This window comes from Pseudonocardia sp. OZ21, assembly GCF_059359135.1.
This window is the reverse complement of the sequence record NZ_JCADBN010000018.1, coordinates 99,878-126,669: the sequence shown is the minus strand read 5'-3', so window position 1 is coordinate 126,669 and position 26,792 is coordinate 99,878. Positions and strand designations below refer to the sequence as shown.

Sequence of the window (26,792 nt, the reverse complement as noted above, 5' to 3'; positions counted from 1 at the left end):
GGTGTGGGAGAGTAGGTCGCCGCCGACATCAAACTGTTTGTGGGCCCCCGCCGTCTGGCGGGGGCCCACTTTTTTGTGCGTTATCTATCGTGGCCGGCGGGTGCGACGCCACAGCGCCCTCACCCCGAACCCGGCGATCAGGGCCGACGCCACGGCCGCCACACCGGCCGTCCCGGCGACCACGGCGGCCAGCACGACGAGGACGGCGACGCCCATCACGAGCCGCCGCATCTCCGGACGACGCGTCCGTTCGGGCGAGGAGACGTCGGGTGCGGGCGCGCCGTCCTTGAGCGCTCGGGCCAGCCCTGGATCGTCCTCACTGAGCCGGCGGGCGAGCTCGTCGAGCCGCATCCACTCCATTGCGGTCAGGGGGCGGCCGTGAGGTGAATCTGGGAGCATGCCCGGGAGTACCCCGAGAACGGCCGGACTCACCTGCGGGCGCAGCCGGATGAGGGGACGGCGGAAGGGTGAGTGCGATGACCGTCGAAGCGTTTCCGGTCCGGCCGTGGCGGCGGCTCGGCCGTTCGGTCCGGCTGCTCGGTCGGTCGCTCGGCCCGGCCGTGGGCCTCTCCACACCCGCGCTGTTGCGCCACCCGGTGTGGACCACCCGCACCGCGGAGGGCGGTGGCACCGGCGTGCTGGTCATCCCGGGGTTCGGCGGCGTGGACGCGAGCATGGCGGTGATGCGCCACTGGTTCCGGCGCCGCGGTTACGCGCCCGTCCGGGCGCGCCTGGGGATGAACCTCGGCTGCACGGACGTGCTGGTGGACCGGCTGGAACGGCGTGCCGAGGAGCTCGCCAGGAGAACCGGCGGGCCGGTGGTGCTGGTCGGGCACAGCCGCGGCGGGATGCTGGGCAGGCTCGTGGCGGTGCGGCGTCCGGACATCGTGTCGGGGCTCGCGATGTTCGGCAGCCCGGTGCTCGACCCCCTCGACGCGCGTGGCTCCGCGAGGCACATCCTCCGGCTGCTGTTGCGGTTGTCCGCGTGGGGTGTCCGTGGCCTGCTCGACCAGGACTGTCTCACCGGGGGCTGCCGCGATACGACCGCAGGTGGTCTCGCCGCGCCGCTGCAGGTGCCGGCCGTGGCCATCTACTCGCGGGAGGACGGCGTGGTGGGCTGGCGCTCGTGCCAGGACCCGGAGGCCGAGTGGGTGGAGGTGGGCAGCAGCCACACCGGCATGGGCACCGATCCCGTGCTCTACGCCGCGCTCGCCGCCCGGCTGCCCCGCTGGGCGGCCGCCCGACGGCGTCGTCCAGCGGGGCAGCCGGGGAATCAGGGGCCGAGCTCCTGCACCGTCCCCGAGTCGGTGGTGTCGTAACCGCCCAGGTCGGTGATCATCGCGCGGACGGCCGTGTCGTGGAGAGCCGCGAGCAGCGGGGCGGCGGCGTCCATCGCGGCCCCACCGAGCACGACGTCGTAGTCCTCCGCCACGAGCGGTACGAAGTCCAGGTCCAGGTCGCGCGCCACCGACCGGACGCCGAGCCCGGCGTCCACCACACCGGATGCGACGAAGAGCGCCGTCTCGAGGTGCGAACCGGTCTCCGGGCCCGCCACGGCGTCGGGGTCCAGGTCCGCGGCGAGCAGCAGCCGGTCGAACAGCACGCGCGTGCCGGAGCCGTGGCGGCGCTTGGCCACCCGCAGGCCTGCGAGGTCGGCGGCCGTCCGTAGCCCGTGCGGGTTGCCCGGCGGGACCAGGAGGCCCTGCTCCCGGCGCCAGAGGTGGATCAGGTGCGGGCGCCACCCGCGCAGCAGCCCGAGCGCGTAGGGGGCGTTGTAGACGCCGGAATGGTGCAGCAGGTGCACCGCGGCCCCGTCGGCCCGGCCCTGGCGCACGGCGCGCAGGCCACCGAAGCTGCCCTCCGTCCCGACGGGCTGGACGGCCCGGCCGAGAGTGCGGGTGACCGCATCGAGCGCGGGGTCGTCGCTACCGGCCAGCCGGAAGACCAGCTCGGCGTGGAGGAACCGGCGGGCGGCCACTGCGCCGTCGGGGGCGACCCGGGCGCGCCTGCGGTCGGCCGTGACGATCACCCCGGCGTCGGCCAGTGCGCGCTGGGCCCGGCTCACGGTGGACGCCGTGGTGCCGAACCGTGACGCCAGCTCGCGTACCCCTGGCAGCTCGCTACCCGCGGCGAGTTCGCCTGCGCGGATCCGCCCAGCCAGGTCGGTACAGATCTCCCGGTATCGGGTCACGGCGATCCACCCTATTCTTTCGAACTGTGCTAGCCCAGTTGCGATCAGTTGTTGCCGTACTCGCGTTGCTCCTGCTGGCCGCCTGTGGGGGTCCTGCGGCGGGGCCCTCCGCGGAACGATCTCTGATCCTGGCCACCACCACCAGCACCCAGGACTCCGGCCTCCTCGACGATCTCCTCCCGGTGTTCACGGCCGACACAGGGTGGCAGGTGAAGACGGTTGCGGTCGGCAGTGGCCAGGCGATCGAGCTGGGTCGACGCGGCGAGGCCGACGTGCTGCTGGTGCACTCGCCTGCTGCCGAGCAGCAGTTCGTCGCCGAGGGAACGGCCGGGCGCCGGCTGCTCGTCATGCACAACGACTTCGTGCTGGTCGGCCCGGCGGCCGACCCGGCGGGCATCAAGGGCGCGACCGCCGCCGATGCCATGAAGCGGATCTCGGAGGCCAAGGCCGTGTTCGTCTCGCGCGGCGACGACTCCGGCACAGCGGCGAGGGAGAAGTCGCTCTGGACGCAGGCCGGGGTGACCCCGGGAGGCGACTGGTACCAGGAGACCGGCCAGGGCATGGGTGCCACGTTGCGGGTGGCCGCGGAGAAGTCCGGCTACACGCTGGCCGACCGGGCCACGTACCTCAGCCAGCCCGACGGCCTGACGCTGCTCAGCGAGGGCGACCCCGGGCTGCTGAACGTCTACCACGTGATCGAGATGACCACGAAGGCCGGAGACCGGGTCCAGCCCGAGGCCGCCGCCGCGTTCGCCGACTGGATCACCGCCCCGGCCGCGCAGCAGCGCATCGGGGAGTTCGGCCGTGCTCAGTACGGTCAGCAGCTGTTCGTGCCCGACGCGGGTAAGCCCGAACCGGCGCCCTGATGGACGTACTGGTCGACGGGTTCGTGCAGGCCGTCCGCCTGCTGCTGGGCGGTGACCCCGCCACCTGGGCCATCACCGCCCTGACCCTGCGGATCTCGCTGACCGCCACGCTGATCGCCGCCGTCGTCGGGGTGCCGCTGGGCGCCGCGGTGGCGCTCACGGCGTTCCGTGGCCGGCGGGTGGTGCTGGCGGCGGCCAACACGGGGATGGGAATGCCGCCCGTCGTCGTCGGACTGTTCGTCACCGTCCTGCTGTGGCGCAGCGGCCCGCTCGGGCTGTTCGGGCTGCTCTACACGCCCACGGCCATGATCATCGCGCAGGCGGCGATCGCCACACCCATCGTCGTGGCGCTGGTGGCGACGGCGGTGCAGCAGGTGGACCCCGACTTCCTGGTGCAGATGCAGGGACTCGGTGCCGGGCGGCTCCGGGCGTTGGCGGCGCTGCTCGGTGAGGCGCGGCTGCCGCTGTTGGCGGCCGCGATGGCGGCGTTCGGTGCGGTGGTCAGCGAGGTGGGGGCAGCGCAGATGGTGGGTGGCAACCTGGCCGGGCAGACCCGGGTGCTGACCACCGCGGCGGTGCTCGCCACCAGCCGCGGTGAGTTCGCGCTGGCCATCGCGTTCGGGTTGATCCTGCTGGTGATCGCGTTCGCGGTGAACCTGGTGCTCACACTGGCGGGGCAGCACCGGTCGGTGCCTGCCCGATGACGTCCAGGATCGGGTGCCAGGACCTGCGGGTGACGGTTCGCGGGCGCGAACTGCTGCACGTCGACCGGCTCGATGTCGCCCCCGGGGCGGCGCTCGCCGTGCTGGGACCGAACGGCGCCGGGAAGTCGACGCTGCTGCGGGCGCTCGCGCGGCTGGGTCGCTACCACGTCACCGGCGACGTGCTGCTCGACGGACACCCCGCAGACCCCCGGGAGCTGCGCCGTGCCGTGGCGGCGGTGCTGCAGCGCCCGATCCTGCGCCGCGGCACGGTGCGGGCCAACGCGGCGGCCGGGCTGCGGCTGCGCGGCGTCGGCCGGGCCGAGTCCGCCCGGCGGTCCGCGCCGTGGCTCGATGCGCTCGGCGTCGGTCACCTGGGCGACCGTGACGCCCGCACGCTGTCCGGTGGCGAGGCCCAGCGCGTGGCGCTGGCCCGCGCGCTGGCCGTCTCACCGCGGGTGCTGCTGCTCGACGAGCCCTTCGCCGGGCTGGACGCCACCACGCGCACCGACCTGCTCGCCGACCTGCGGGCCGTGCTCGACGGGCTCGACACCGCCACCGTGCTCGTCACCCACGACCGGCACGAGGCGCGGGCGCTGGCCGCCGGGACCGCGCTGCTCGTGGCGGGCCGGATCCGTCAGATCGGGCCCACCGCGCACGTGCTGGACCGCCCGGCCGACGCCGCGTGCGCCCGGCTCGTCGGCTACAGCAACGTGCTCCCGCCCGCGGTCACCGGCCGGCCGGGGTTGCTGGCCGCCCGCCCGGAGACGTGCCGGGTGTCGACGGACGAGCAAGTAGCGGGCGGTCTCGCCGTCCGTGGCACGGTGCGCCGGATCGTGCCGCTCGGCGGGGGGACCCGGGTGGACGTCGACACGGCGGCAGGCACCTTGGCCTGCCTCGGGCCGGGCGGGGACGGGCTCGAACCGGGCCGGGCCGTCGTGGTGACGGTGGCCGAGACGGACGTCCGGGCGCTCGAAACCGACGACCTGGCGCCCGCGACGCGCGGGGATCGGGCCGGTGTAGGCCGCTCAGGGTAAGGTCGGTATGTCAGGTCGGGCGTGTGCCGCACGTGCGCGCCCCGTTGCAGATCGCCGCCTGACGCACGGTCCCGCCGGCCGCACCCGCTCTCGTTCTGGGCCACGCCGGCGCGACGACTGAGGGAGTCACGGACACATGAGCTGGACCGGAAACCCTTCCCACGCCGACGAGAACGGCCGCTTCGCCGCCGCCCAGGCCGCCCAGGCCGTAGTGCACGACCTTGCCAACCGCCGCGCCGCACGGGTGGTCGCCGGCCGGTCCGTCGACGCCGTCGACTGCGCCGAGATGCTCGCCATGCTCGGCCTCGACGCCACCGGGGAGCGCGCCGCCGCGCAGTAGCAGTACCACTGGTATCCGACCGAGCGGTCCTGTCCGCGAGCCGACTTCCGCAGACAGGACCGTCTGGTTCCCCTCCGTGCATGGCAGGCTCCGCCGCGTGCATGTACTGGACAGCTTTCGCCTCACCGGTAGAACGGCACTGGTCACGGGCGGCAACCGCGGGCTGGGTAGGGCGTTCACGCACGCCCTCGCTCAGGCGGGCGCCCGGGTGGCCTTCGTCGCCCGCGACGAGGAGCGCAACGCGACCGCGGTGGCGGACCTCGCGGACGAGGACGTCGAGGTGCTCGCGATCACCGGGGACATCACGGTGGCCGCCGACGTCGAGCGCGCGGTGCGGACCACCGTCGAGACGCTGGGCGGCCTCGACATCCTGGTCAACAACGCAGGCGCGTGCTTCCACAATGCGTCGTGGGACGTCTCCGACGCCGAATGGGACGCGGTTTTCGATCTCAACGTCCGTGCGCTGTGGAAATGCAGCCGCGTGGCGGGACGACACATGGCGGACCACGGTGGCGGCGCGATCGTCAACGTCGGGTCGATGTCCGGGCTGATCGTCAACCGCCCGCAGTGGCAGCCCGCGTACAACGCCTCGAAGGCGGCGGTCCACCAGCTCACGAAGTCGCTCGCGGCGGAGTGGGCCCCGTACGGCATCCGGGTCAACGCGGTGGCCCCCGGCTACGTCAAGACCGAGATGTCCCCGGTCGACCGGCCGGAGCTGCGGCGGTACTGGATCGAGGACGCTCCCCAGCAGCGCTATGCCGGGCCGGAGGAGATCGCGCCCAGCGTGGTGTTCCTGGCGAGCGACGCCGCGTCCTTCATGACCGGGTCGGTGCTCGTGGTGGATGGCGGGTACACCGCCTTCTGACCCACTGGAGGAGCGATGGGCACCATGCGCCAGATCGTCGTGCACTCGACCGAGGACATCCGGCTGGAGGAGGTGCCACGGCCGGGCCCACCGGGTCCGGGGGAGGTACGGGTGGCATCTGCACTGGTCGGGATCTGTGGCAGCGACACGCACGCCGCCGCCGGCCACCACCCCTTCATCGATCGCCCCTACCGGCCGGGGCACGAGGTGGTCGGCGTGGTCGAGGAGGTGGGCGCCGGGGTGTCCGACCTGGCCGCAGGCGACCGCGTCGTGCTCGAGCCGAGTCTCGTGTGCGGGAACTGCCGCCGGTGCCGCGAGGGCCGCTACAACATCTGCGAGAAGCTGGCGGTGGTGGGATGCCAGACCGCGGGCGGCATGGCGGACGCCTTCACGGTGCCGCGCGACCGGTTGCACCGGGTGCCGGCGGGCATGTCCGACGAGCTCGCCGCGCTGGTCGAGCCCCTCTCCACGCCGGTGCACGCCGTCCGGCTCGCCGGCGTGGGCCCGGGCAGCCGGGTGGCCGTGCTCGGGGCCGGGCCGATCGGGCTGCTGGTGCTCGTCGCCGCCCGTCATGCCGGAGCCGAGGTCGTGCTGGTCACCGACGTCATGGGGGAGAAGCTCGACCGGGCCCGGCGGCTCGGTGCCGACGAGGTGCTCCTCGCGAACGCTCCCGACCTCGTCGAACGCGCCGACGTCGTGCTGGACGGGGCGGATGTCGTCTTCGACTGTGTGGCCAGGGAGAGCTCCATGGCCCAGGCGGTGGAACTGGTGGCGAAGGGGGGCACGGTCGTGGTGGTCGGCGTGGCGGCAGGACCCACCGTGGTGCCCCTGCACGTCGTTCAGGACCGGGAGATCAGGGTGCTCGGGAGCCTGATGTACGTGGGGGAGGACGTCGAGCGGGCCATCGACCTGCTGGCGTCCGGTGCCGTGGCGGCGGGTGAGCTCGTTACCGCGATCTTCCCCGTGGAGCAGGCCGCGGAGGCGTTCGCGGCGGCGTCGGATCCGCTGCAGGTGAAGGTGCTGGTGTCCCTGAAGAGGGTTTCGCCAGTGACGACGACTACATAATTGTCGGCCGAGTTGATCGGCCGAAACCGTCGGAAAACGGCCGGACTGGACTGTACTATCTAGTACAGTTCAGTTTGTGGTGGTCACCCCTGCGCACTCGCAGCACGATGTCATCGTCATCGGATATGGGCCGGTAGGCCAGATACTGGCTCTGAAGCTCGGTCGGCGCGGCCACCGAGTTCTGGTCGTCGAACGGCAGCCCGCGCCCTACCCACTTCCGCGGGCGGCTCATCTCGACGACGAGATCGCGCGCATCCTGCAGTCGGTGGGTGCCGGCCCTCGCGAGGTTCCGCACGCCATCGAGCCGTACGACGACTTCTACGAACTGCGGAGTGCGCAGGGAACGACGTTGCTGCGCCTCGACTGGACCGGCACAGGTCCGTCGGGATGGAACGTCAGCAACTTCTTCCATCAGCCCGCCCTCGAACGTCATCTCGGCGGGTTGGTGGCTGGTCTTCCCCACGTAACGGTGCTGAGAGGTCACGCGGCGGTCGGCCACGAGGATCTCGGCGACCGGGTACGGGTCGACGTGCTCGGTCCGGACGATGACCTGCAGACTTACGAGGCCAGGTACGTGGTGGGCGCCGACGGCGCCAACAGTCTGGTGCGCCAGTGGATCGAGAGCCCGGTCGAGGACCTCGGGTACTTCCACGACTGGCTGGTGGTCGACGTCGCGCCTCGCTCGCCTCTGCGAATCACCCCTCCGGCGCTCCAGCAGTGCGACGCGGCCCGGCCGACCACGCTGGTTCCGAGCGGCCCCGGACGGCGCAGGTTCGAGTTCATGCGGCTGCCCGGCGAACTGTCCGAGGACCTCGACTCGGAGCCCGCGGCCTGGGAACTGCTCGCCGCGTGGGGGGTGACTCCGGCCAACGCGGTGCTGGAGCGGCATGCGTTGTACACCTTTCAGGCAAAGCGCTGCCTGAACTGGCAGAAGAACCGTGTTCTCATCGCCGGGGACGCCGCCCATCTCATGCCTCCGTTCGCCGGCCAGGGCATGTGTTCCGGATTCCGGGACGCCGTCAACCTCGAGTGGAAGCTGGACCTCGTCCTCACCGGTCGAGCGGACGGACGAATCCTGGAGAGTTACGGCCCGGAACGGTCCGAACACGTCCGCCACTTCATCACGATGTCGATGGCGCTCGGCGACGTCATCTGCATGACGGACCCGGTTCTCGCGGCAGAACGGGACGCCCGTCTGGCCGCCGACCTCTCATCGGGCGCAGTGCCGCCCCCGCAGCCCCGTCCGAAGCTGGGCGACGGAATGCACCGCGGTGAGCACGGGGGCACTCTGTCGATCCAGTCGCCGGTCGCCGGTTCGGGCGGAGAGGCCCTCTTCGACGACGCCACGGCGGGCGGTGGAACGCTGCTCCTCCGGTCCCCGGACCTGCTCGACGTGGTCGGCGGACCTCACGTCCGGGCGCTGTCGAACATGGGGTTCCAGACTGTGGCATTGGCCGACCGGCCCGGAGAGATGCAGGTGGTCGATCACTCGGGCGCCTATGAGAAATGGTTCTCGGAGCTCGACGCCTGCGCTGTTCTGATCCGGCCCGACTTCTACCTGTGGGGCTCCGCGGGGAGCGTCGCCCAGGTTGGCGATCTGTGTGCGGAGTTCCTCGCGGAGTTGCAGGGTCCGGGATCGCTCAGCGAGTGACGGGTCACATGCCGACGTCGGTGCCGCGGCTGACCGGCTCCCACGCCTCGAACTCCGCGCGGGCGTCGTCGAGGTGCTTCGCGATGGCGTCGGCGGCGTCGTTGCCCAGCGGGAGGCGCAGCGGCGGATGCTCGGCGTCGAGGGCGGCCAGGATCGCGGCTGCGGCCTTCGCGGGGTCGCCGGGCTGGTTGCCGTCGCTCGCGGGCAGCGCGGCGCGGAACGGGCCGATGACGGCGTCGTAGGCCGGGAGGGCAGCGGACCGGACGAGCGCGTCCCCGCCCGCGAAGCCCGTGCGGAACGCGCCGGGCTCGATGACCAGCACCCGGATCCCGAACGGGGCGACCTCCGCGGCGAGCGCCTCGGAGAGCCCTTCCAGTGCGAACTTGCCGGCCGAGTAGGCGGACACGCCCGGGAAGGAGAGCCGGCCGCCCATGCTGCTCATCTGCACGACGGCGCCAGAGCCCTGCCTGCGCATGTGCGGGAGCACCGCGCGGGTGAGGGCGGCCGGACCGAACAGGTGCAACTCCATCAGGTCGCGCAGCTCGCGGTCGGCGGTCTCCTCGACGGCGCCGATGATGCCTCGCCCGGCGTTGTTGACCAGCACGTCAATGCGCCCGTACCAGAGCACGACCTCGGCGACGACGTCCGTGATCGCCGCAGGGTCGGTGACGTCCAGCCGTACGGCGACCACCCGGCCGGGGTGCTCGGCCACCAGATCGTCGAGTGTGGACGGACGGCGGGCCGCGGCCACGACGGTGTCGCCCGCGGCCAGCGCAGCCTCGGCGATCGCCCGGCCGAAGCCGGAGGACGCGCCCGTGATCAGCCACACCCGGCCGTTCGCCTCGCGGACGGGGGCAGGCCCGGTGCTGCTCTCGCTCATGATCTCTCCTCGGTGTGTGTCGGACTCGTCCCCTGTTGTTCCAGGCGACGACACCGGACGTCCAAGACAGAAGATCGGCCGAGGCATAAAGAGCGCTTATCATCGCTGCGTGGAGCTGCGGCAGCTGCGTTACCTGGCGGCGATCGCCGACGCGGGCAACATCGGGCGCGCGGCAGCGGCGCTGTACGTCAGCCAGCCCGCGGTGTCCTACGCGCTGAAAGGGCTCGAGACCGAGCTCGGGGTGCGGCTGTTCGACCGGCACCGCGCGGGCGTCACCCTCACCGCCGCGGGGCGCGCCGTCCTGACCGAGGCGCGGCGCACCCTGTGGCAGGCGGATCGGCTGGTGGCCGCCGCCGACCGGCACCGGCATGGGGAGACCGGGGTGCTGCGCGTCGGCTTCGAGGCCAGCGGAGCGGGCCAGCTCACCACCAGGGCACGCGCCGAGTTCGCCCGGCGGCACCAGGGCGTGCGCGTTGAGCCGAAGCGGTTCGACTGGGGGCAGGAGGCGGCCGCTCTACGGGACGGGCGGGTGGACGTGGCTTTCGTCTGGCTGCCGGCCGACCTCACCGGCATGCACGCCGAGGTGGTGCACACCGAGGAGCGGGTGGTCGGCATCCCCACCGCGCATCCGCTGGCCGGGAGAGCTGGTGTGTCCGTGCTCGAGGTCGGGGACGAGCCGCTCATGTGGACCGAGCGGGCGCCGCGGGAGTGGGTGGACTGGTGGGCGGTGAACCCCCGGCCGGACGGGTCGGCCCCGCGGTGGGGACCGACCAACGACAACGTCGAGGAGATGCTGGAGCAGGTGGCCGAGGGAACGGCGATCTGCTTCGCACCGGTGAGCATGGCCCGGTACTACGCACGCCCCGACCTGGTCTGGGTGCCGCTCACCGATGTCGAGCCGCTGCGGGTGGCGCTGGCCTGGGTGGAGGGCGAGGACAGCTCACTGGTGCGGGGGTTCGCAGGCGTCGTCCGTGAGCTCGCCGGATGACCCCGTGGGGGTACGCGGGCGGGTCCTGAGGTGCCGCCGGGAGCGCGGCGGCAGATAGTGGGGCCATGCCCACCCTCGTCGCCGACGCCGTCGTGATCGGCGGGGGCCATCACGGGCTGGTCGCCGCAGCCGTGCTGGCCGATGCCGGCTGGGACGTGTGCGTGCTGGAGTCCGCCGACGTGGTCGGCGGGGCCATCCGCTCCGCCCAGCTGCACCCGGGCTTCACCGCCGACCTCTTCAGCGCGTTCTACCCGCTCTCGGCGGCGTCGCCGGTGCTGCGCGCACTGGATCTGGAGGGGCAGGGGCTGCGGTGGGCCCACGCGCCGACCGTGCTGGCCCATCCGGCGCGCCCCGACGGTGCGCCCGCCGCGGTTCTGCACCGGGACCGGGAGCGGACGGCGGCCGGTCTGGCCGAGCACCACGCGGGCGACGGGGAGGCGTGGCTACGCCTGTGCAGCCAGTGGGACGCGGTCGGCGAGGCGGTCCTGCGGACCCTGTTCACCGCGTTCCCGCCCGTACGCGGCCCGGTGCAGCTGGTGCGCCGGATCGGTACCGCGGAGGCGCTGCGGCTGGCCCGGTTCCTGGCGTTGCCTGCCGGGCGGATGGGGGAGGAGCTCTTCACGTCAGAGGCGGCCCGGCTGTTGCTGGCGGGCAACGCCGTGCACGGCGACACGCCACCGGACGCCACGGTGAGCGGGGTGTTCGGCTGGTTGCTCGCGATGCTGGGGCAGCAGTACGGGTTCCCGGTGCCCGTCGGCGGCTCGGGTGAGCTGGCCGCGGCGCTCGGCCGCCGCGCCACGGCGGCCGGGGCCGACGTGCGGACCGGCGAGCACGTCGAGCGCATCGAGGTGCGGGGCGGCCGGGCGGTGGCCGTGCACACCGCGACCGGGCTGACCGTGCGCGTCCGCCGTGCGGTCGTCGCCGACGTGGCCGCCCCCGCCCTGTACCGCGACCTGCTGGCACCCGAGGTGCTGCCGCGGCGGCTGCACGCCGACCTCGAGCGGTTCGTCTGGGACACCCCGGTCGTCAAGGTCAACTGGGCGCTCGCCGGGCCGATCCCGTGGCGGTCGCCCGGCGTCGCCGGAGCCGGCACCGTCCACGTGGGAGCGGACGGCCGCGGGCTGGCCCGGTGGTCGGCCGACATCGAGACGGGCACGCTCCCGCGGTCGCCGTTCCTGCTGCTGGGGCAGATGACGACCGCCGACCCGAGCCGCTCGCCGGCGGGCACCGAGAGCGCGTGGGCCTACACCCACCTCCCGCGGGGCGTCGCCGACGACGGCTCGGCCGACGACCTCGCGGGCCGGGTGGACGCGGTGCTTGAGGAGTTCGCGCCGGGGTTCGGTGACCGCGTGCTCGGCCGGACCGTCCAGGGGCCGCGCGACCTGCAGACCGCCGACCCGAACCTCGTGGACGGCGCGGTCAACGGCGGCACCGCGCAGCTGTTCCAACAGCTGGTGTTCCGTCCCGTGCCGGGACTGGGCCGGTCCGAGACGGTGATCGGCGGCCTCTACCTGGCCAGTGCGTCGGCACATCCCGGGGGCGGGGTGCACGGCGTCTGCGGCTGGCTTGCGGCCAGGGCCGCGCTCGGCGAGCACGGGGCGTTCGGGGGGCTACGGCGCCGCGTGACCTCCGCGGCGCTGGAGTTGCTCTACCGGGACTCCCCGGCGCGGGCGTAGTGCCCGGGGCCCCTCACCCCCGGCCCAGCACCTCGCCCAGCACGGAACGAACGGAGCCGCCGGAGTCCGAGCTGTCGGAGTCGCGTGACCCGGAGTCGCCGGAGCGGTCCTCGCCGTCGTCGTCGGAGCCGGAGTCGCGTGAGCCGGAGTCGCCCCGGTCGGAGTCGGAGTCTCGGTCGTCGGCGTCTCCGTCGGAGTCGGTGTCCCCGGAGTCGGAGTCGGAGTCTCTGAGGAGGCCGAGTCCCAGGCCGAGGTCGAGACCGGAATCGCTGGAGTCGGAGTCGGAGTCGGAGTCGGAGTCACGGGAGCCGGAATCCCTGGAGTCCGAGTCGTCGGCGGAGCGGCCGGACTCCTCGGCGGAACCCTCCGCGCGCCCGGCGCCGGTGAGCGAGCCGAGGGTCTCGCCCACGCTGTCCACGGTCTCGTCGACGACATCGGCTGCCGCGCCCACCACCCCGGTCCCGACCTGGTCGACCGTGCTCACCACGGCCGACGCGGCGTCCTCGACCGTCCCGGCGGGATCACTCGTGTCGACCGTCAGCCGGGGGACGGTCAGCTCGGGCAGCGCCGCGTCCGGCAGGGCGACCCTGGCCCTGCCGAGCTGCACGTCGGGCGTGACCAGCGTCGTCTCCGACACCGAGACCTCGGGCACGGCGACGCGCGCGCCGTCGCGGGACAGCGTGGCGCCCCCCTCCGAGATCGCGACGTCGGGCAGTCCGACCTCGGCAGGGGCGAGCCGCAGCGGGCCCGCCTGCACCTCGGAGACCGTGACGTCGGGGGTGGCGAGTGCGGTGTCGGAGACCGCGATCCCGGCCTGCCCGTTCCCGCCGGCGATCACGATGTCCGGGGTCCTGACCTGCGCCGGTGACACCCCGACCCGCGGTGTGCGGACGGCGTCGACGGGCACGCCAGGCAGGGCACCGCCCGGGACGTCGACCGCGGGTACCTCGAGGCCGGGCGTACCGAGGCCGGGGACGGGAATCACCACCCCGGGCCCACCGCCCGGTCCGCCCTCGGCGCCTCCCCCGACCGGCAGGGTGATCGGCCCGATGCCGATGCCCGGGAGGACACCCGGCCCGCCGGACTCGACAGGCGCACCGGGACCGCCCCCGGGGGTCGTCGCGCCGGGACCGGCAGCGTCGGGTCCCGCGGCCAGGGCGGGTCCACCCGCCGACGACGGGGCCAGGTTCACATCGAACGGGTCGACGGCGGTCGCGCCGCCGGCGCCCTGGCTGCCGAACACCCCGGAGCCGGCATCGAGGGACGCGAGGGCCGAGCCGCTCCCGGCCGTGCCGACGGGTGAGGTGAACAGCTCCCCGACGGAGAACGCGAGGTTGCGCGGCGCGTCGCCCCGGTTCGCCTGAGCCCCGCCGCCCGCTGGACCGTCGGGGCCGGGGGTGTCGCCTCCGATGCCCAGTTGGACACCGTCGCCGGGACTTCGGACCACGTTCTCCACCACGGCGGTGGCGAACATCGCGCCTGCGGCGAAGAGCGCACCGGCGGCGGCGGTCGCCTTGCGGACGTTGCGCCGCGGCGGCATGGGCGGTTCCTCCGGCGGCCGGGAGTGGCCGCGCGGCTGGAGCGCACGGTCGACCGCGTGAGGGGCCCGCCCCTCGCGGCGCAGGAGGCTTCCCACCGAGATCGCGCCGGGCGCCCCGTAGTCCACCCCGGGCGGAGGTCCGTGCCACTCGCCGCAACGGATGATCAGTTCGTCGACGGAGACCATGTTCGAGGATCCGAGATGGTGTCCTGTCGGACGGGCGAGCGGTTCCACGTAGTGAGCCTCTCGAGGTTGGCGGAGCTGGGGCTTTCATTCGTTCTGCGGTGGGGTTCGCTTTCCTACCCGCGTTCGTCACGTCCCTGCTAGGTGTCGTTCGTCCGCTCGTCGCGTCTCACCTGAACAGCGGAGATGCCCATTCGTCGCTCATTTGCGACCGTTCACCGCCCGGGTTGCAGTGCGGGTCGGCCGAGCGTCCGTGCTGAGCAGGCCGGACGGAGTAGAGCGTGGTAGTGGATCGCCGGATCGGGGCGCGGGCGGCTCCGGGGCGCGATGGCCCAGCGTGACGCTCCGTCAGGGCCATCCGTGCGACACCAGGCGGCGCTCCGCATGCCAGGGCGGTCGGGCTCGATGCCACACGGCGCGCCGGAGCGCGCTCCAGAAATGCCCATGTGAGTGATCGGTGTTGATCGACCTGACGTAGGGTGCGGCCATGCCGACAGCGCTCGTCACCGGTGCGAGTCGTGGACTCGGCGCCGCTTTCGCCCAGCGGCTCGCCCGCGACGGCTTCGATCTGGTCCTCGTCGCGCGGGACAACGTCGGTCTGCAGCGGGTGGCGGGAGAGGCAGCGCGTCTCGGCGTCAGGGTCGAGGTGCTCGCGGCCGATCTCGCGGACGCCGCCGAGCGGACCGCCGTGGAACGCAGGGTCGCCGACCGGGCCAGGCCCGTCGATGTCCTGGTCAACAACGCGAGCTACGAGTGCGGCGTCGACTTCCGGATGGCTGATCCGGAACCACTGCAGACGGAGATCGACGTCAACGTCACCGCGGTGATGATCCTGACCCACGCCGCGCTGCCGGGAATGATCGAACGCGGCCAGGGCTCGGTGATCAACGTCGCGAGCTTCGCCGGCTACCTGTCGGCTTCCGGCTCGGCCCACTCCGCCACGAAGGCCTGGATGATCGCCTTCACCGACACGGTCGAGGCGTCGCTGGCCGGCACCGGCGTCCGCATGATCGCGCTGGTCCCGGGACGGCTGCGCACGGGCAAGCACCGTGAGCTCGAGCCGACCGGCACGTCGATGATGTGGCTGGAGCCCGACGCGGTGGTGGATGCCTGCCTCTCCGATCTCGCCCGTGGGCGCACGGTCTGCACGCCGGGGCTGGTCTACAACGCTGTGGTCCGAACGCTCGAAACTCCCCGCCGCACGCTGCGCACGCTGGCGCGCCTCACCGGCCACCGCCGCGGGCAGATGCGGCAGACGGTGCCGGGACACCTGCCGGAGATCTCGAGCAGCTGAGGCACCGCCCGCTCGGCGGCTCCCGCCGAGCACAGCCGTGGCCGTCAGTGTCGGCCGAGCAGTCGGCCCACGGCGGATCTGACCGACTGGGTGGCGTCGCGCGCGCTCTTCTTCTTCTTGTTCTCGTCCCGCTCGCTCGTGCGGCGCTGCGCCGTCGCGTCCGTGGTCGCTACGAGCTCGGGCAGGTCGACGTCCGCCAGGGCCGCCCGGACATCGCTGAGCCGCATGTCGGGCGCGCCGTCCGTGGTCGCGAGGACGCCACTCCCCGAGAGACGCACGCCGGGGAGCCCGACCCGGGTGGGGGAGAGCTGCACCGCGCCGCCCGCCAGGTCGGAGACCTCGACCTTCGGGAGGGCGACCGCGCCGTCGGAGACCGCGACGTCGAGTCCGCCGTCCCGGTTGCGGGCGACGCTGAGGCGAGGCGGGGTCATCCGTCCCTCGGACACGGCGACCCCGGGCGTCCGGAGGGTGCCGCCGCCCGGAAGGTTCAGAACGTGCTGCGGCACCTCGACGGCGGGCACGCGAATCTCGGGCGTGGCGACGGTCACGATGGACGACCCGGCTGCCGGCTCCGCTCCCGGGGACGTGCCCAGGTCCAGGATGCTCGGTACGGCAGCGGAGGGCGGTGGCGCCTTGTCGTCGAGCCCCGGAGCTGTGAAGGGGTCGGCCCTCGTGTCGTTCGGTGCACCGAACGCGTCCCGGCCGATCTGCGTTCCGGACGCCGGCGGCCCGTACTCGGTCGCGGCCGTCGCGGCCGGAGTGAAGAGCTGCGCCACCGCGGTGAGGGTGATGTGCTGGCCCGCGCGGGACGGTTCGGGGCTCCGGGGCCGGTCCAGGGTGCCGCTGCCGGTGCTCGGGCCCGGGTCCGATGCGAAGTCGACCGCACCGCGAGGGGTCCGGACGGTGTCCACCACCGCACCGCTGAAGACCGCGCCTGCGGCGAACAGGGCACCCGCGGCGGCCGCTGCCTTGCGGGCGCTGCGACGTGGAGGCCCGGACGACACGACCGCGGGGCGGGAGTGCCCGCGTGGGGTGAGCGGACGATCGGCCGCATGGGGCCCGCGGCCCTCCCGTCGCAACAGGGCTGCGACCGAGATCATCGTGCCGGGCCCGTAGTCCACGATCGGCCGAGGCGGGTGCGCCGGGTCGAAACAGCGGACGACCAACTCGGCGACCGAGACCGTGCTCGGCGACGAATGTCGATGTCCGGACGGCCGGGGACGCAGTTCCACGGAGTCAGGGCCTTTCGCAGGGGTGGATGTTCACGGGGCGGGATCGTCTTCCTACCCGCGTTCGTCGCGCCCCGGCTAGGGGTTGGCAGCTCGTTCCTCGCGTCTCACCTGAATAGCTGAGGTGACCGCTCATCGCCGATTTGGCACCGTTCGGCGGCAAAATCGGCCGTTTCGTCCGCCATTCGGCGGCAGCACCGCGCCAAACGGCGTAGTGCGGGATCCGTGCGCGATGACTACACGTAGTGATGGAGACGATGCGGTCCGGATGGGGGATGACCCTGTGTCACCCCTGGTTAGGTCCGTCCGTGCACCTCCGACCGGAGGATGCAGAGGGCCGATAGGGAGCCTTCCGGCACCCCTCTTGCTCACCGAGGGAGAAGTCCGGGCGCCCGGCGCGACACTGAACGATACGAAACGTATCGATTAGGCGACCGTGCCCGCCCCGCCGTGACGGACGCCGCGATCACCCCTCCCGTCCCGGCATGATCGCCTGCAGAGTCGTTCCGAACCGTCCGCCGATCTTGCGTCCGAGCCGCGGTCGCCCCGGACCTGCACTCGGGCGGTGGGCAACACCCCGTGGCTCGACCCTCGATCGAGGGAGGGTCGGTTATAGTCCGCCACAGCAGATCCGGTGCGCCGCGAGGAGGGCACGATCACGACCGGCAGCGAGCGGGAAGGGCGTGCTGGTCGTCGACGGAGCCAGGAGTCGCACCACGCGATCCTCGCCGCCACACGCGAGCTCCTCGAGGAGGTCGGCTACTTCCGGCTGACGGTGGAAGGCGTGGCGGCCAGGGCCGGCGTCGGGAAGACCACCGTCTACCGGTGGTGGCCGTCGAAGAGTGCGCTCGTGCTCGAGGCCGTGGACGCCGGCGCGGCGGAGCAGCCGCAGCCCACGGGTGACATCCGGGCCGACGCCCGTGCCGCCATGGAGGCGATGCGCCTGGACCTGCGGGCCCCGCTGGCCACCACCCTCCTCGCGCTGGCCGGCGATCTGCTGCAGGACTCCCCGGGCGGTGCCGGTCCGGTGGACCTGTTCCAGGCCGGCCGAGAGGCCTTCGAGAAGATGATCGAGGGTGCGGCCGAGCGCGGTGACCTGCCCGCCGACATCGACGCCGGGCTCCTTCAGGACATCTACGCCGGCACGCTTCTCTACCGCGTGCTGTGCCGTCGGTCGACCGAGCACGTCGTGGACCGGCTTCTCGGCCTTCTCCTCGACGGCGAGCTGCCCCGGCGCGTCTCGGAGACCGGATCCGTCTGAACTCCCGGCAACGTTATTTCCTGCCGAGTGGACGACGTTGCACGTGCTGTTTCTTCCGCCTATCGTCACGGTTCCGGGCCGAAAATTCGCCCGGCACCCCAGCCCCCGGTGAATTGTAGATCGGCGATCTCCGGAAGTGGGGCGATTCCTGTGCCGGTACCTGACGCACGTCCGGGGCTCGTCGCGGCGCCCGACCTGGTCGGGATCGTCCTCCGCGCCGGTGGCGGCCTGGTCGACCATGTGCTCTGTGCGGTCCGTGACGACAATGCCGACGTCGAACTGCAGGTCGTCGACCACGGGGAACGCGTGCAGGTCTGGGCTCATGGGACGCTGCGGGTGAACGCGGCCACCCTCGCGTGGCACGCCGGCCGTCCCTTCGGGACCGCGGAACTGCAGTCGATGATCGTGTCCTGTCAAGGAACGCTCGACGTCAGCGGTGATCGTATGACGCTGATTTCGGAGAGTCGCCGAAGTGCGCGGCGCGAACGTTTTTCTCTCCGCTCTTGAGCTTTGGCGTCACGATGCGCGGGCGCGGTCGCAGAAAGTGAATATTCCTTCCGCCGCTCGGGTGGTCGAAACCTGACTGGCTGATGGTCGTACGGGTTGAGATACGGTACGTTTCGTATATAGAACGACGCCGGGCCCCAGGTCCTCGGGTGGTTCACCGTGATCGAGCGCTTCTGCGCCGACACACCGGCATCCACTACTCCGATCCATCCCATCTTCTCCCACGTTGCCGTGCCGAAGTCACCGGCAAGGTGGGTGTCCGACCGAGGCCATCGGTGGGCCGGGGTGGTGACGCCCGGGCGGACCGTGCTTCTGGAGGCCAGCCGATGAAGATCGTGGTGACCGGTGGGGCGGGCTTCGTCGGAGCCAACCTCTGCCGCCTACTGACCAGGCAGGCCGATGTGGAGGTCGTCGTGGTCGACGATCTCAGCTCCGGGCGGCTCGACCACCTGCACGGCGTGCCCGTCGACGTCCGGGTGGCGTCGATCCTCCAGGAGGAGGCGCTGCGGAGGGCGTGCGACGGCGCCTCGTCGATCGTCCATCTCGCGGCCGCGGTGCCCGAGGCCGATGGTGCCGTGCGGCGCTGCCACGACGTCAACGTGACGGGCACCCTCGCCGTACTCGACGTCGCCAGGGAAGTCGACGCCCAGGTGGTTCTCGCGTCCTCGAGTTCCGTGTACGGGCACAACCCCACCCTGCCCAGGTCGGAGGATCTGGTCTGCCTCCCCGCTACTCCGTTCGCGGCCGGGAAGCTGGCGGCGGAGTCCTACGCGTTCGCCTACCGGTCCTGGTACGGGCTGCGGTGCACGGCGTTCCGCTTCTCCACGACCTACGGCCCGTGGCAGTACCCGGACCGCGCGCTCCCGGCCGTCGTACCGGCGCTCGTCGCCGCCGCGCTGCGGGGGGACCCACTGATCGTCCACGGTGACGGCGAGCAGAGCCGGGAGCTCACCTTCGTCGAGTCCGCCGTGGAGGTCCTCGCGCGCAGTGCGCTGCAGCGCTCCTCGGACGGAGCGGTGAACCTGGCGGTCGGCACCCCCACCACGATCAACGAGCTCATCGCGGTGCTGTCCGACCTGCTCGGCCGGCGGCTCGCCGTCGAACACCGCGCGGCCCGTAGCGGGGAGGTCCGCCACTGCGCGTCGTCCGCAGCCCGGGTGCAGCGGCTGTTCCCCGGTGTCAGGAGACTGCCGATCGAGGAGGGCCTCGTTCGCACGATCGTCTGGATGGAGAGCCAGGCGGGGGTCAGCGGAGCTTGGCGCCGTACACCTTCTCGACGGTCAGCGCCATCAGCACCCTGCGGTCGGACACCATGACCGACCGGTACTCGTCCCAGTTCGGGTGCTCGCCCGCGGCCTTGCGGTAGTAGTCCACCAACGCCTGGACCTCGGCGCCGTCCGGGTCGGTTCCCGGGCCGGTGAGGGTGGCCGTGCCCTCGGCGGTGGCCCAGGCCCAGCCGTCCGAGCTGGTGACCTCGAGCGCGGCCCGTGGGTCCCGGCGCAGGTTCGCCGTCTTGGCGCGCCCGTCGGTCATCGACACGTAGAGGACACCGGCGTCCCGGTCGTACAACGGCGTGACGGGGGAGAGCTGGGGGCGGCCGTCCGACTTGATCGTCGCGAGGACCCCGAGGCGGGCATCGGCGAGCAGCGTGTGCGGGTCGAATTGTCCGGTCGTCATGCTCGGCAAACCCACCACCGGAGGCCGGCTATTCCTGATCACGCACAGCGTTGCACGTGATCAGCTCATGGTCGTCCATCCAGAGCGGCCGAGGGACCTGGCTCGTCGAAGCCGCAGCAACCCCGTACCTCACGGTGCCGGGTGCTGACGCCAGGATCGATGTCGCTGATCCACCCCGGCCTTTCGGCCACCCGTTCCGGGGGTCCCTGCCGTCCGGTGTCGTGAGAGGACAGTCATGGCAGCGATCCCGTACGTCCCGGCGCTGCTGTTCCACCGCGGCGACTACGGGCTCGTTCTTCCGCGGCCCCGTGAGGAGGCCGGGTGAGCCACTGGTAGATCACGGTATGATGACATATCACCAAAATACTTCAACGTTCATGCGTTCCCGTCTAGGTTCTCCGGTGCCGAGCCCGGCGTCGCCGGGCTGTTCACTCGGGAGTCTTGATGAACGTCGTCGCCTGGATCCTGCAGATCGTGCTCGCCGTCGCCTTCCTGGGCTCGGGCGTGATGAAGGTCGTGCGTCCGAAGCCGGCACTGGTGTCCGCAGGCATGGGCTACGCGGAGGACTTCTCCGGCGGCGCGATCAAGGCCATCGGTGCGCTCGAGATCGTCGGGGCGATCGGCCTGATCCTGCCCTGGGTCCTGGACGTCGCTCCGGTCCTCACACCGATCGCGGCGGTCGGGCTCGCGCTCGTGATGGCGGGCGCCGTGGTCGTCCACGTCCGCCGCAAGGAGCAGTTCGTCCCGGCGCTGGTGCTGGGCGTGCTGTCCCTCGTGCTCGCCGTCCTCCGCTTCGCCTCCTGACCCCCACGCTCAGGGTGGGGTGAGGGCACCGTCGAGCATGCGGGCGAGGGTCTCGGTGAGGACGTCCACGCCGGAACAGAGGTCCTCGTCGCGGGTGAACTCCGCCTCGGCGTGGGAGATGCCCTCGACGCTCGGGATGAACAGCATGACGGTGGGGACGACGTCCTTCATGTTGGTGGAGTCGTGGCCCGCCCGGGTGCGCACGATCATGGACGAGACGCCGAGGTCCTCGGCCACCGTGCGCGCCAGTTCCACCCCCTCCGGCTGGTAGAGGTGGCCCTTCCAGGTGTGGGCGAACCGGCGCTCGATCTCGACGTCGGCCTTCACCTCGATCTCGGCGAACTGCCGGCGGAGCAGGGCGTCCGCCTCCGCGAGCAGGTCGTCCGACGGCGAGCGGAGGTCGAGGTGCATGTGCACCTCGCGGGCGACGACCACGGGGGAGTTGGGCAACACGGTCAGCTGCCCGCACGAGGTGTGCAGCTCCTCGCCGAACCGGTCGGCGAGCTCCCGTACCGCGACCACGGCGAGCGCCGCGCCGTACAGGGCGTCCCGACGGTCGGCCATTGCGGTGGCGCCGGTGTGGGCCTGGGACCCGATGACCGCGATCTCGTACTTGTTCGCGGCCCACGTCGCGTCGACGAGCCCGAGCGTGGTGCCGGTCTTGTCGAGCTCGCGGCCCTGCTCGATGTGGATCTCCGCGTAGGAGCACACCTCCCGGGAGGTGCCGAAGACGTCCGTCTCGCCCAGGCCGTCGATCGCCTCGAGCGCGTCGCGGACCGTCACGCCCGCGGCGTCGGGGGTGTCGAGGGCGGTCGCCAGGGGCATGGCTCCGGTGAACACCGCACTGCCCATCATCGAGGGCTTGAAGCGGCTGCCCTCCTCGTTGAACCAGTTCACGACGCCGATGTTGAACCGCGGCGTCTCACCCGAGTCGCGGTAGTGGACGCGCAGGCGGTCGGCGGCATGCGCCGCGGCCAGCACGCCGTAGGCGCCGTCGAAGCGGCCGCCCCTCGGCTGGCTGTCGAGGTGTGAACCGGCGAGGACGAAGGGCGCGCCGGGTACGAACTCGTAGAGGCCGAACATGTTGCCGACCCGGTCGTGCACGACGGTGAACCCGCGCTCGGTCAGCCACGCCGCGAGCCAGGCACGGCTGCGGCCGTCCTCCGGGGTGGCGGCCTGGCGCTCGACGCCCCCTGCCGCGGTGGCCCCGATGGCCGAGAGGTCGACGAAGTCGGCGAGCAGCCGGGCATCGGCGCCCGGGTGGGGGGGCACGCGGGGGAAGCCGGCCGCAGCATCGGTCGTGGTCATGAACGCTCCTCGGTCCGCACGGAGAAGGCCTCTTTCCGGCAACCCCATCCAACACGTGCCGGCATGACCGATCCTGTACGAGTGATCGGATTTCTGGGTACGGGCCGGATGGGTCTGCCGATGGTCGCCAACCTGGTACGAGCGGGCCACGTGGTCGTGGCCCACGACCTACGGCCGGAGCTGGAGGCGAAGGTCGTGGCGTGCGGGGCGCGGTGGGTCGGCACGGTGGCCGAGGCCGCTGCGGCAGCCGACGTCCTGATCACGATGTTGCCCGGTCCTCCCGAGGTGGTGGAGGCGATGACGGGTGCGGGCGGCGCCCTCCGGGCGCTGCCCGCCGGTGCCACGTGGATCGACATGACCAGCAGCGCGGCCGCTTCGGCCGGGCCGATCCGGGTGCAGGCCCTCGCCCGTGGCGTCGATGTCCTCGAGGCGCCGGTCGGCGGTGGTGTCCCCGCCGCCGAGGACGGGTCACTGAAGCTGTTCGTGGGGGGAGAGATCGAGGTCCTCGAACGGCACCGCTCGGTGCTCGAGGCCGTCGGTGATCCGCAGCGCATCGTCCACGTCGGTGGCCACGGCGCCGGGTACACGACGAAGCTGCTGGTCAACCTGTTGTGGTTCGGTCAGGCCGTGGCCACCGCGGAGGCTCTTCTGATCGGCAAGCGCGCCGGGATCGACCTGGGTGTACTGCGGAGCGCGGTGGCCGACAGCGCGGCGGCCACCGACTTCGTCCGGCGTGATCTCGATGCTCTGTTCGCCGGTGACTACATGGCCTCCTTCGGCCTGGACCGGTGTTGCGAGGAGCTCGCGAACGTGACGGCCCAGGCGCGGGAGTACGGGTTGCCGGTCGAGCTGTCGGATCTCGTCACCCGGATCCATCAGCGCGCGCTCGCCCGTTACGGACCTGTCGACGGCGAGCTGCTGGCCGTGGCCCTGCTGGAGCACGAGGCCGGACTCGAGCTGCGGTGAGAGCCGGACGTCAGGGGGCGTCCGTCTCGGGGGCGAGCATCCACACGGCGACGTAGATGACCACGCCCGAACCCGCACCGAGCAGCGTGAGGGCGACCAGCCCGATGCGCAGCAGGGTGGCGTCCATGTTCAGGCTCTCGGCCAGCCCTCCGCAGACCCCGCCGATCATGCGGTCGGTGCGGCTGCGGCGCAGGCGGAAGCTCGGCTTGGCCGTGGGCGGCACAGTGTCCGACGGCGGCGGGACGGCCTGCTCGGAGAACGGCGACACGGGCGGCTCGACGCCGGCATCGGAGGGCACTCGGGACGTGGTGTCGGTCGTCGTATCCATGTCCACGACTCTGCCGGGAGCCGGTCCGCGGCACCTCCGGGTGAGCCCTGGAAACGACCCCGGCCGGACCCTGACCGGCGTGCCGGGGTGATCACGGTCAGGCGTGCGAACCCAGTGCCGTCAACGGCGACGGCATGACCTGCCGCATCCACTCGAGCTGGCGTCGGCCGTGCACGGCGTCGCCCCCTTCGTGCCCGTTGAAGGGGTACACCTCGATCGACGTGGCCGGACGCCGCGGTGCCCTGCTCCCGTAATGGTTGTAGGCGGCGAAGACGGTGGAGGGCGGGCACACCGCGTCCCTCAGCGCGACGGAGAACTGGGCCGGAGCCGTCGCCCGCCGGGCGAAGTTGACCCCGTCCACATAGGAGAGTGTCTGCAACGCGGTGTCGACCGCATCGCGGTGGACCGACAGGTACTCCATCACCTCTCGCCAGGGTCCCTGTTCGGTGAGCTCGAGGGCGCGCTCCGCGTGGCAGAGGAAGGGCACGTTCGCCTGGACCGCCGACAGATCGGGTACGAGACCGCCGACGGCGATGGCGAGGCCTCCGCCCTGGCTGTTGCCGAGCACGGCCACGCGGTCGGTGTCGACGCCGGGCAGTTCGCGCACCGCGTCGACGGCCCGGACCGCGTCGGTGATGAGACGGCGGTAGTAGTAGTCGGCGGGGTCGAGGATCCCGCGGGAGAGAAACCCCGGCGCGGCGGGCGCGGAACCGACCGGGTCCGGGGTGTCGCCTCCCGAGCCGTACTGGCTGCCCTGGCCGCGGCTGTCCATCACCAGGTGCGCGTAGCCCGCTCCCACCCACGCCAGCCGCTCGTGGGGGAGTCCGCGTCCCCGTCCGTAGCCGACGTACTCGACGACGGCGGGGAGCGGCTGGTCGCCGTCCACGCCGTGGCCCGCCGCCGGACGGGAGAACCACGCCTCGATCGGCTGGCCGTCGAACCCCGCGAAGGTGACGTCCCAGGTGTCGACGAGCACGAGCCCGGTGTCGACCCGATCGACGGCGAGAACGGCGGGAGTGTGCCGGGCCTGGTCCAGGGTCGAGGCCCACCACGCGTCGAAGTCGGCGGGTTCCCTGACGTCGGGCAGGTAGTGCTCGAGCTGGGCCACCGGGAGGTCGAACTGTGCCATGCGCGTCCTCGTCCTCGGAGTCGCGGTCAGGAGCCAGTAGAGCACACACGCTTGCAGAAAACTACGGACAGTGACTTCGTGCAGCTCACAGGCGCCATGTCCGCGACCACCGTTATGCCTGGCGGACAGTGTTTCTGCGGTGTTTGTGCAAACGATGCAGAGTTGCAGAGGATCATCAGCACCGCGAGGCTCGCCGGAGCCGTGCAGACAGGACAGGAGAGCCATGAGCGCTGGCCACGTCGCCAGGCCGCCCACCCCCATGATCGACCCGTGCTGGCTCGGGCCTGCCACCACCGCGTTGCTGCGCGGGCGGCATGTGAGCCTGCTGGGGGCCGGACCGGTCGCGGACACCCTGCGCCAGGAGTTGGAGACGGCGGTCGGGCCCGCCGGCACGGTCGGTGGCGACCCGACGGGCGAACCGGCGCTCGTGCTCGCCCGTCGCGATCTGCTGGCCGGCGCCACCACCCCCCTCAGCGGTCCCTTGCGTCGTGCCGTCGACGCGGCAGCGGGGCTGGGCGAGGAGGGCTTCGCCCTCGTCGGCGACGGCCGCTCCGCCGCCGTGGTGGCCACCGGAGAGCGCGGGCTGCTGTACGGGTACTTCCACCTGCTGAGGAGGGCGGGCTCGGCCGACGTGCTGCCCACGCTGGACGTGGTGCAGGAACCGGCTCTGCCCCTCCGGATGATCAACCAGTGGGACAACCCGAGCGCCAGGGACCACCTGGGCAGCGTCGAACGCGGCTACGCAGGCGACTCGATCTTCTTCCGTGACGGGCGGATGGTGGACGACCGCCGCCGCATCGCCGACTACGCACGCCTGCTGGCCTCCGTCGGCATCAACGCGGTGTCGATCAACAACGTCAACGTGCATCCGGCAGCGGTGCGCCTGCTGACCGACGGCCTTCCCGACGTGGCCGACGTCGCCCGCATCTTCCGGGGCTTCGGGATCTCCACCTACCTCAGCGTCAACTTCGCCGCCCCGCTCGTTCTCGGTGACCTGCCGACCGCCGACCCGTGCGACGCATCGGTGGTGGCGTGGTGGGGGGGCGTGGCCGAGCGCATCCACCACGAGATCCCCGACTTCGGCGGGTTCGTGGTGAAGGCCAACTCCGAGGGCCGACCGGGCCCCTTCGACTACGGCCGGGACCACGTCGACGGGGCCAACCTCCTGGCGGGTGCACTGGCGCCCTTCGGCGGCAGGGTGTTCTGGCGCTGCTTCGTCTACGACCACCGGCAGGACTGGCGCGACCGCAGCACCGACCGGGCCCGCGCCGCCCACGACCACTTCGCGTCGCTCGACGGCCGCTTCGCCGACAACGTGGTGCTGCAGGTGAAGTGCGGGCCGATGGACTTCCAGGTGCGCGAGCCCGTCTCCCCGCTGGCCCTGGCCATGACGCGGACGAACACGGTGGTGGAGTTCCAGATCACCCAGGAGTACACCGGCCAGCAGGTCGACCTGTGCTGCCTGCTGCCGCAGTGGCAGGAGTTCCTCGCCTTCGACGTCAGCGGTGAGGGGGGCGACACCCTCGCCTCGGCACTGGCCCGCCGCGGCGCGGCGCGGGCGTCCTCGGGTGTCTGTGCCGTGTCCAACATCGGCGACGACGCGAACTGGACCGGGCACAAGCTCGCGCAGGCCAACCTCTACGGGTTCGGCCGGCTCGCGTGGGACCCGGCACTGTCGCCGCGCGAGATCCTGGACGAGTGGGTCGCGCTGACCTTCCCGGACGCGGCCGACCTGCACGAGACCCTGGTCGAGATCCAGATGGGGTCCTGGAGCACCTACGAGATGTACACCGCCCCGCTCGGTGTCGGATGGATGGTCACGCCGCACACGCACTACGGGCCGGCCATCGACGGCTACGAGTACTCGAAGTGGGGCACCTACCACTTCGCCGACCGCGACGGCCTCGGCGTGGATCGGAGTGTGGCCACCGGCACCGGCTTCTCAGGGCAGTACCCGACGGCGTGGGCGGAGCGCTACGAGCACCTCGAGACCTGCCCCGACGAACTGCTGCTGTTCTTCCACCACGTGCCGTACACGCACCTGTTGCACACCGGCGAGTCCGTCATCCAGCACATCTACGACACGCATGTCGACGGAGCCGAGCGCGTGGTGGCCGTGCGTGACCTGTGGCGCTCGCTGGAGGGCCGCCTGGACGCCGTCTCCTGGACGAACGTCATGGAACGGCTGGAGCGGCAGGTGGACTCCGCCCGGGAGTGGCGCGACCAGGTCAACACCTACTTCTTCCGCAAGTCCGGCATCCCCGACCGGCACGGGCGCGTCATCCACTGAGCCGGCGGCGCTCCCG

The 26,792-nt window shown here is 72.2% G+C and carries 26 protein-coding genes and 1 riboswitch; of the genes, 17 read left to right on the top strand and 9 right to left on the bottom strand.

Annotation, left to right across the window (positions count from 1 at the left end):
• Positions 1 to 84 precede the first annotated feature (84 nt).
• On the bottom strand, positions 85 to 360 hold the full coding sequence (locus tag AC5L35_RS31490; protein WP_495063369.1) for a DUF3040 domain-containing protein: 276 nt from the start codon (positions 358 to 360) through the stop codon (positions 85 to 87).
• A gap of 116 nt (positions 361 to 476) precedes the next feature.
• Here AC5L35_RS31490 and AC5L35_RS31485 point away from each other — a divergent pair, with 116 nt between their 5' ends.
• Positions 477 to 1,319 carry an alpha/beta hydrolase gene (locus tag AC5L35_RS31485; protein WP_495063368.1) on the top strand — a complete coding sequence of 281 codons (843 nt, stop codon included), beginning with the start codon at positions 477 to 479 and terminating at the stop codon, positions 1,317 to 1,319.
• Here AC5L35_RS31485 and AC5L35_RS31480 read toward each other — a convergent pair.
• Positions 1,274 to 2,191 carry a substrate-binding domain-containing protein gene (locus tag AC5L35_RS31480; RefSeq protein ID WP_495063367.1) on the bottom strand — a complete coding sequence of 306 codons (918 nt, stop codon included), beginning with the start codon at positions 2,189 to 2,191 and terminating at the stop codon, positions 1,274 to 1,276. The genes AC5L35_RS31485 and AC5L35_RS31480 overlap by 46 nt on opposite strands.
• Before the next feature lie 26 nt (positions 2,192 to 2,217).
• On the opposite strand from AC5L35_RS31480, the gene AC5L35_RS31475 reads away from it, so the two are divergent.
• The 7 genes from AC5L35_RS31475 (at position 2,218) to mhpA (ending at position 8,716) form a co-directional block, all read left to right on the top strand.
• Positions 2,218 to 3,057, top strand: coding sequence for an ABC transporter substrate-binding protein (locus tag AC5L35_RS31475; protein WP_495063366.1), 840 nt, complete (start codon positions 2,218 to 2,220; stop codon positions 3,055 to 3,057).
• Complete coding sequence (locus AC5L35_RS31470; RefSeq protein WP_495063365.1) at positions 3,057 to 3,761, top strand: ABC transporter permease; 705 nt, start codon at positions 3,057 to 3,059, stop codon at positions 3,759 to 3,761. The genes AC5L35_RS31475 and AC5L35_RS31470 overlap by 1 nt, the downstream gene beginning before the upstream one ends.
• Positions 3,762 to 3,790: 29 nt before the next feature.
• Positions 3,791 to 4,795, top strand: coding sequence for an ABC transporter ATP-binding protein (locus AC5L35_RS31465; RefSeq protein ID WP_495063364.1), 1,005 nt, complete (start codon positions 3,791 to 3,793; stop codon positions 4,793 to 4,795).
• 136 nt (positions 4,796 to 4,931) lie between these two features.
• Positions 4,932 to 5,135, top strand: a complete 204-nt coding sequence (locus tag AC5L35_RS31460; protein ID WP_169396251.1) for a hypothetical protein — start codon at positions 4,932 to 4,934, stop codon at positions 5,133 to 5,135.
• Positions 5,136 to 5,232: 97 nt separating this feature from the next.
• The gene (locus tag AC5L35_RS31455; protein ID WP_495063363.1) at positions 5,233 to 6,000 is read left to right on the top strand and encodes an SDR family NAD(P)-dependent oxidoreductase; all 768 of its coding nucleotides are present in this window, start codon (positions 5,233 to 5,235) and stop codon (positions 5,998 to 6,000) included.
• Between the two features lie 15 nt (positions 6,001 to 6,015).
• Positions 6,016 to 7,065, top strand: a complete 1,050-nt coding sequence (locus tag AC5L35_RS31450) for a zinc-dependent alcohol dehydrogenase (RefSeq protein WP_495063362.1) — start codon at positions 6,016 to 6,018, stop codon at positions 7,063 to 7,065.
• Between the two features lie 76 nt (positions 7,066 to 7,141).
• Positions 7,142 to 8,716 (top strand): bifunctional 3-(3-hydroxy-phenyl)propionate/3-hydroxycinnamic acid hydroxylase MhpA, encoded by a 1,575-nt coding sequence (gene mhpA / locus AC5L35_RS31445; protein ID WP_495063361.1) that lies wholly within the window; start codon positions 7,142 to 7,144, stop codon positions 8,714 to 8,716.
• Positions 8,717 to 8,720: 4 nt separating this feature from the next.
• Here mhpA and AC5L35_RS31440 read toward each other — a convergent pair whose 3' ends face one another.
• Complete coding sequence (locus tag AC5L35_RS31440; protein ID WP_495063360.1) at positions 8,721 to 9,596, bottom strand: oxidoreductase; 876 nt, start codon at positions 9,594 to 9,596, stop codon at positions 8,721 to 8,723.
• Positions 9,597 to 9,705: 109 nt separating this feature from the next.
• Between AC5L35_RS31440 and AC5L35_RS31435 the strand changes: the two genes are divergently transcribed.
• Positions 9,706 to 10,584: a LysR family transcriptional regulator gene (locus tag AC5L35_RS31435; RefSeq protein ID WP_495063359.1), complete on the top strand. Its 879-nt coding sequence runs from the start codon at positions 9,706 to 9,708 to the stop codon at positions 10,582 to 10,584.
• 65 nt (positions 10,585 to 10,649) lie between these two features.
• Positions 10,650 to 12,260 (top strand): phytoene desaturase family protein, encoded by a 1,611-nt coding sequence (locus tag AC5L35_RS31430; protein WP_495063358.1) that lies wholly within the window; start codon positions 10,650 to 10,652, stop codon positions 12,258 to 12,260.
• A gap of 13 nt (positions 12,261 to 12,273) precedes the next feature.
• Here the strand turns inward: AC5L35_RS31430 and AC5L35_RS31425 are convergent, their stop codons facing one another.
• Complete coding sequence (locus AC5L35_RS31425; protein ID WP_495063357.1) at positions 12,274 to 13,986, bottom strand: hypothetical protein; 1,713 nt, start codon at positions 13,984 to 13,986, stop codon at positions 12,274 to 12,276.
• A 484-nt stretch (positions 13,987 to 14,470) separates the two neighbouring features.
• On the opposite strand from AC5L35_RS31425, the gene AC5L35_RS31420 reads away from it, so the two are divergent.
• Positions 14,471 to 15,277 (top strand): SDR family NAD(P)-dependent oxidoreductase, encoded by an 807-nt coding sequence (locus AC5L35_RS31420; RefSeq protein WP_495063356.1) that lies wholly within the window; start codon positions 14,471 to 14,473, stop codon positions 15,275 to 15,277.
• A gap of 44 nt (positions 15,278 to 15,321) precedes the next feature.
• On the opposite strand, the gene AC5L35_RS31415 is transcribed toward AC5L35_RS31420, so the two are convergent.
• On the bottom strand, positions 15,322 to 16,443 hold the full coding sequence (locus tag AC5L35_RS31415; protein WP_495063355.1) for a hypothetical protein: 1,122 nt from the start codon (positions 16,441 to 16,443) through the stop codon (positions 15,322 to 15,324).
• A gap of 697 nt (positions 16,444 to 17,140) precedes the next feature.
• Between AC5L35_RS31415 and AC5L35_RS31410 the strand changes: the two genes are divergently transcribed.
• From AC5L35_RS31410 to AC5L35_RS31400, 3 genes are all read left to right on the top strand, one after another.
• Positions 17,141 to 17,767: a TetR/AcrR family transcriptional regulator gene (locus tag AC5L35_RS31410; RefSeq protein ID WP_495063354.1), complete on the top strand. Its 627-nt coding sequence runs from the start codon at positions 17,141 to 17,143 to the stop codon at positions 17,765 to 17,767.
• Between the two features lie 27 nt (positions 17,768 to 17,794).
• A complete protein-coding gene (locus tag AC5L35_RS31405; RefSeq protein WP_495063353.1) occupies positions 17,795 to 18,274 on the top strand; it encodes an MmoB/DmpM family protein in 480 nt (159 codons plus the stop codon).
• A 326-nt stretch (positions 18,275 to 18,600) separates the two neighbouring features.
• On the top strand, positions 18,601 to 19,590 hold the full coding sequence (locus AC5L35_RS31400) for an NAD-dependent epimerase/dehydratase family protein (RefSeq protein ID WP_495063352.1): 990 nt from the start codon (positions 18,601 to 18,603) through the stop codon (positions 19,588 to 19,590).
• Here the strand turns inward: AC5L35_RS31400 and AC5L35_RS31395 are convergent.
• On the bottom strand, positions 19,520 to 19,951 hold the full coding sequence (locus AC5L35_RS31395) for a PPOX class F420-dependent oxidoreductase (protein ID WP_495063351.1): 432 nt from the start codon (positions 19,949 to 19,951) through the stop codon (positions 19,520 to 19,522). The two genes, AC5L35_RS31400 and AC5L35_RS31395, sit on opposite strands and share 71 nt — an antisense overlap.
• A 72-nt stretch (positions 19,952 to 20,023) precedes the next feature.
• Positions 20,024 to 20,113, top strand: a riboswitch (SAM riboswitch).
• 282 nt (positions 20,114 to 20,395) lie between these two features.
• Between AC5L35_RS31395 and AC5L35_RS31390 the strand changes: the two genes are divergently transcribed.
• Positions 20,396 to 20,755, top strand: a complete 360-nt coding sequence (locus tag AC5L35_RS31390; RefSeq protein ID WP_495063350.1) for a DoxX family protein — start codon at positions 20,396 to 20,398, stop codon at positions 20,753 to 20,755.
• Between the two features lie 9 nt (positions 20,756 to 20,764).
• Here the strand turns inward: AC5L35_RS31390 and AC5L35_RS31385 are convergent, their stop codons facing one another.
• The gene (locus tag AC5L35_RS31385; protein WP_495063349.1) at positions 20,765 to 22,063 is read right to left on the bottom strand and encodes a M20 family metallo-hydrolase; all 1,299 of its coding nucleotides are present in this window, start codon (positions 22,061 to 22,063) and stop codon (positions 20,765 to 20,767) included.
• 81 nt (positions 22,064 to 22,144) lie between these two features.
• Here AC5L35_RS31385 and AC5L35_RS31380 point away from each other — a divergent pair, with 81 nt between their 5' ends.
• A complete protein-coding gene (locus AC5L35_RS31380) occupies positions 22,145 to 23,029 on the top strand; it encodes an NAD(P)-dependent oxidoreductase (RefSeq protein ID WP_495063348.1) in 885 nt (294 codons plus the stop codon).
• Positions 23,030 to 23,039: 10 nt separating this feature from the next.
• Here AC5L35_RS31380 and AC5L35_RS31375 read toward each other — a convergent pair whose 3' ends face one another.
• Positions 23,040 to 23,357, bottom strand: a complete 318-nt coding sequence (locus AC5L35_RS31375) for a PspC domain-containing protein (protein ID WP_495063347.1) — start codon at positions 23,355 to 23,357, stop codon at positions 23,040 to 23,042.
• 97 nt (positions 23,358 to 23,454) lie between these two features.
• Positions 23,455 to 24,486 (bottom strand): acetylxylan esterase, encoded by a 1,032-nt coding sequence (locus tag AC5L35_RS31370; protein ID WP_495063346.1) that lies wholly within the window; start codon positions 24,484 to 24,486, stop codon positions 23,455 to 23,457.
• Positions 24,487 to 24,709: 223 nt separating this feature from the next.
• On the opposite strand from AC5L35_RS31370, the gene AC5L35_RS31365 reads away from it, so the two are divergent.
• Entirely contained in the window at positions 24,710 to 26,776 is a 2,067-nt protein-coding gene (locus tag AC5L35_RS31365) for an alpha-glucuronidase (RefSeq protein WP_495063345.1), read from the top strand.
• Positions 26,777 to 26,792 lie beyond the last annotated feature (16 nt).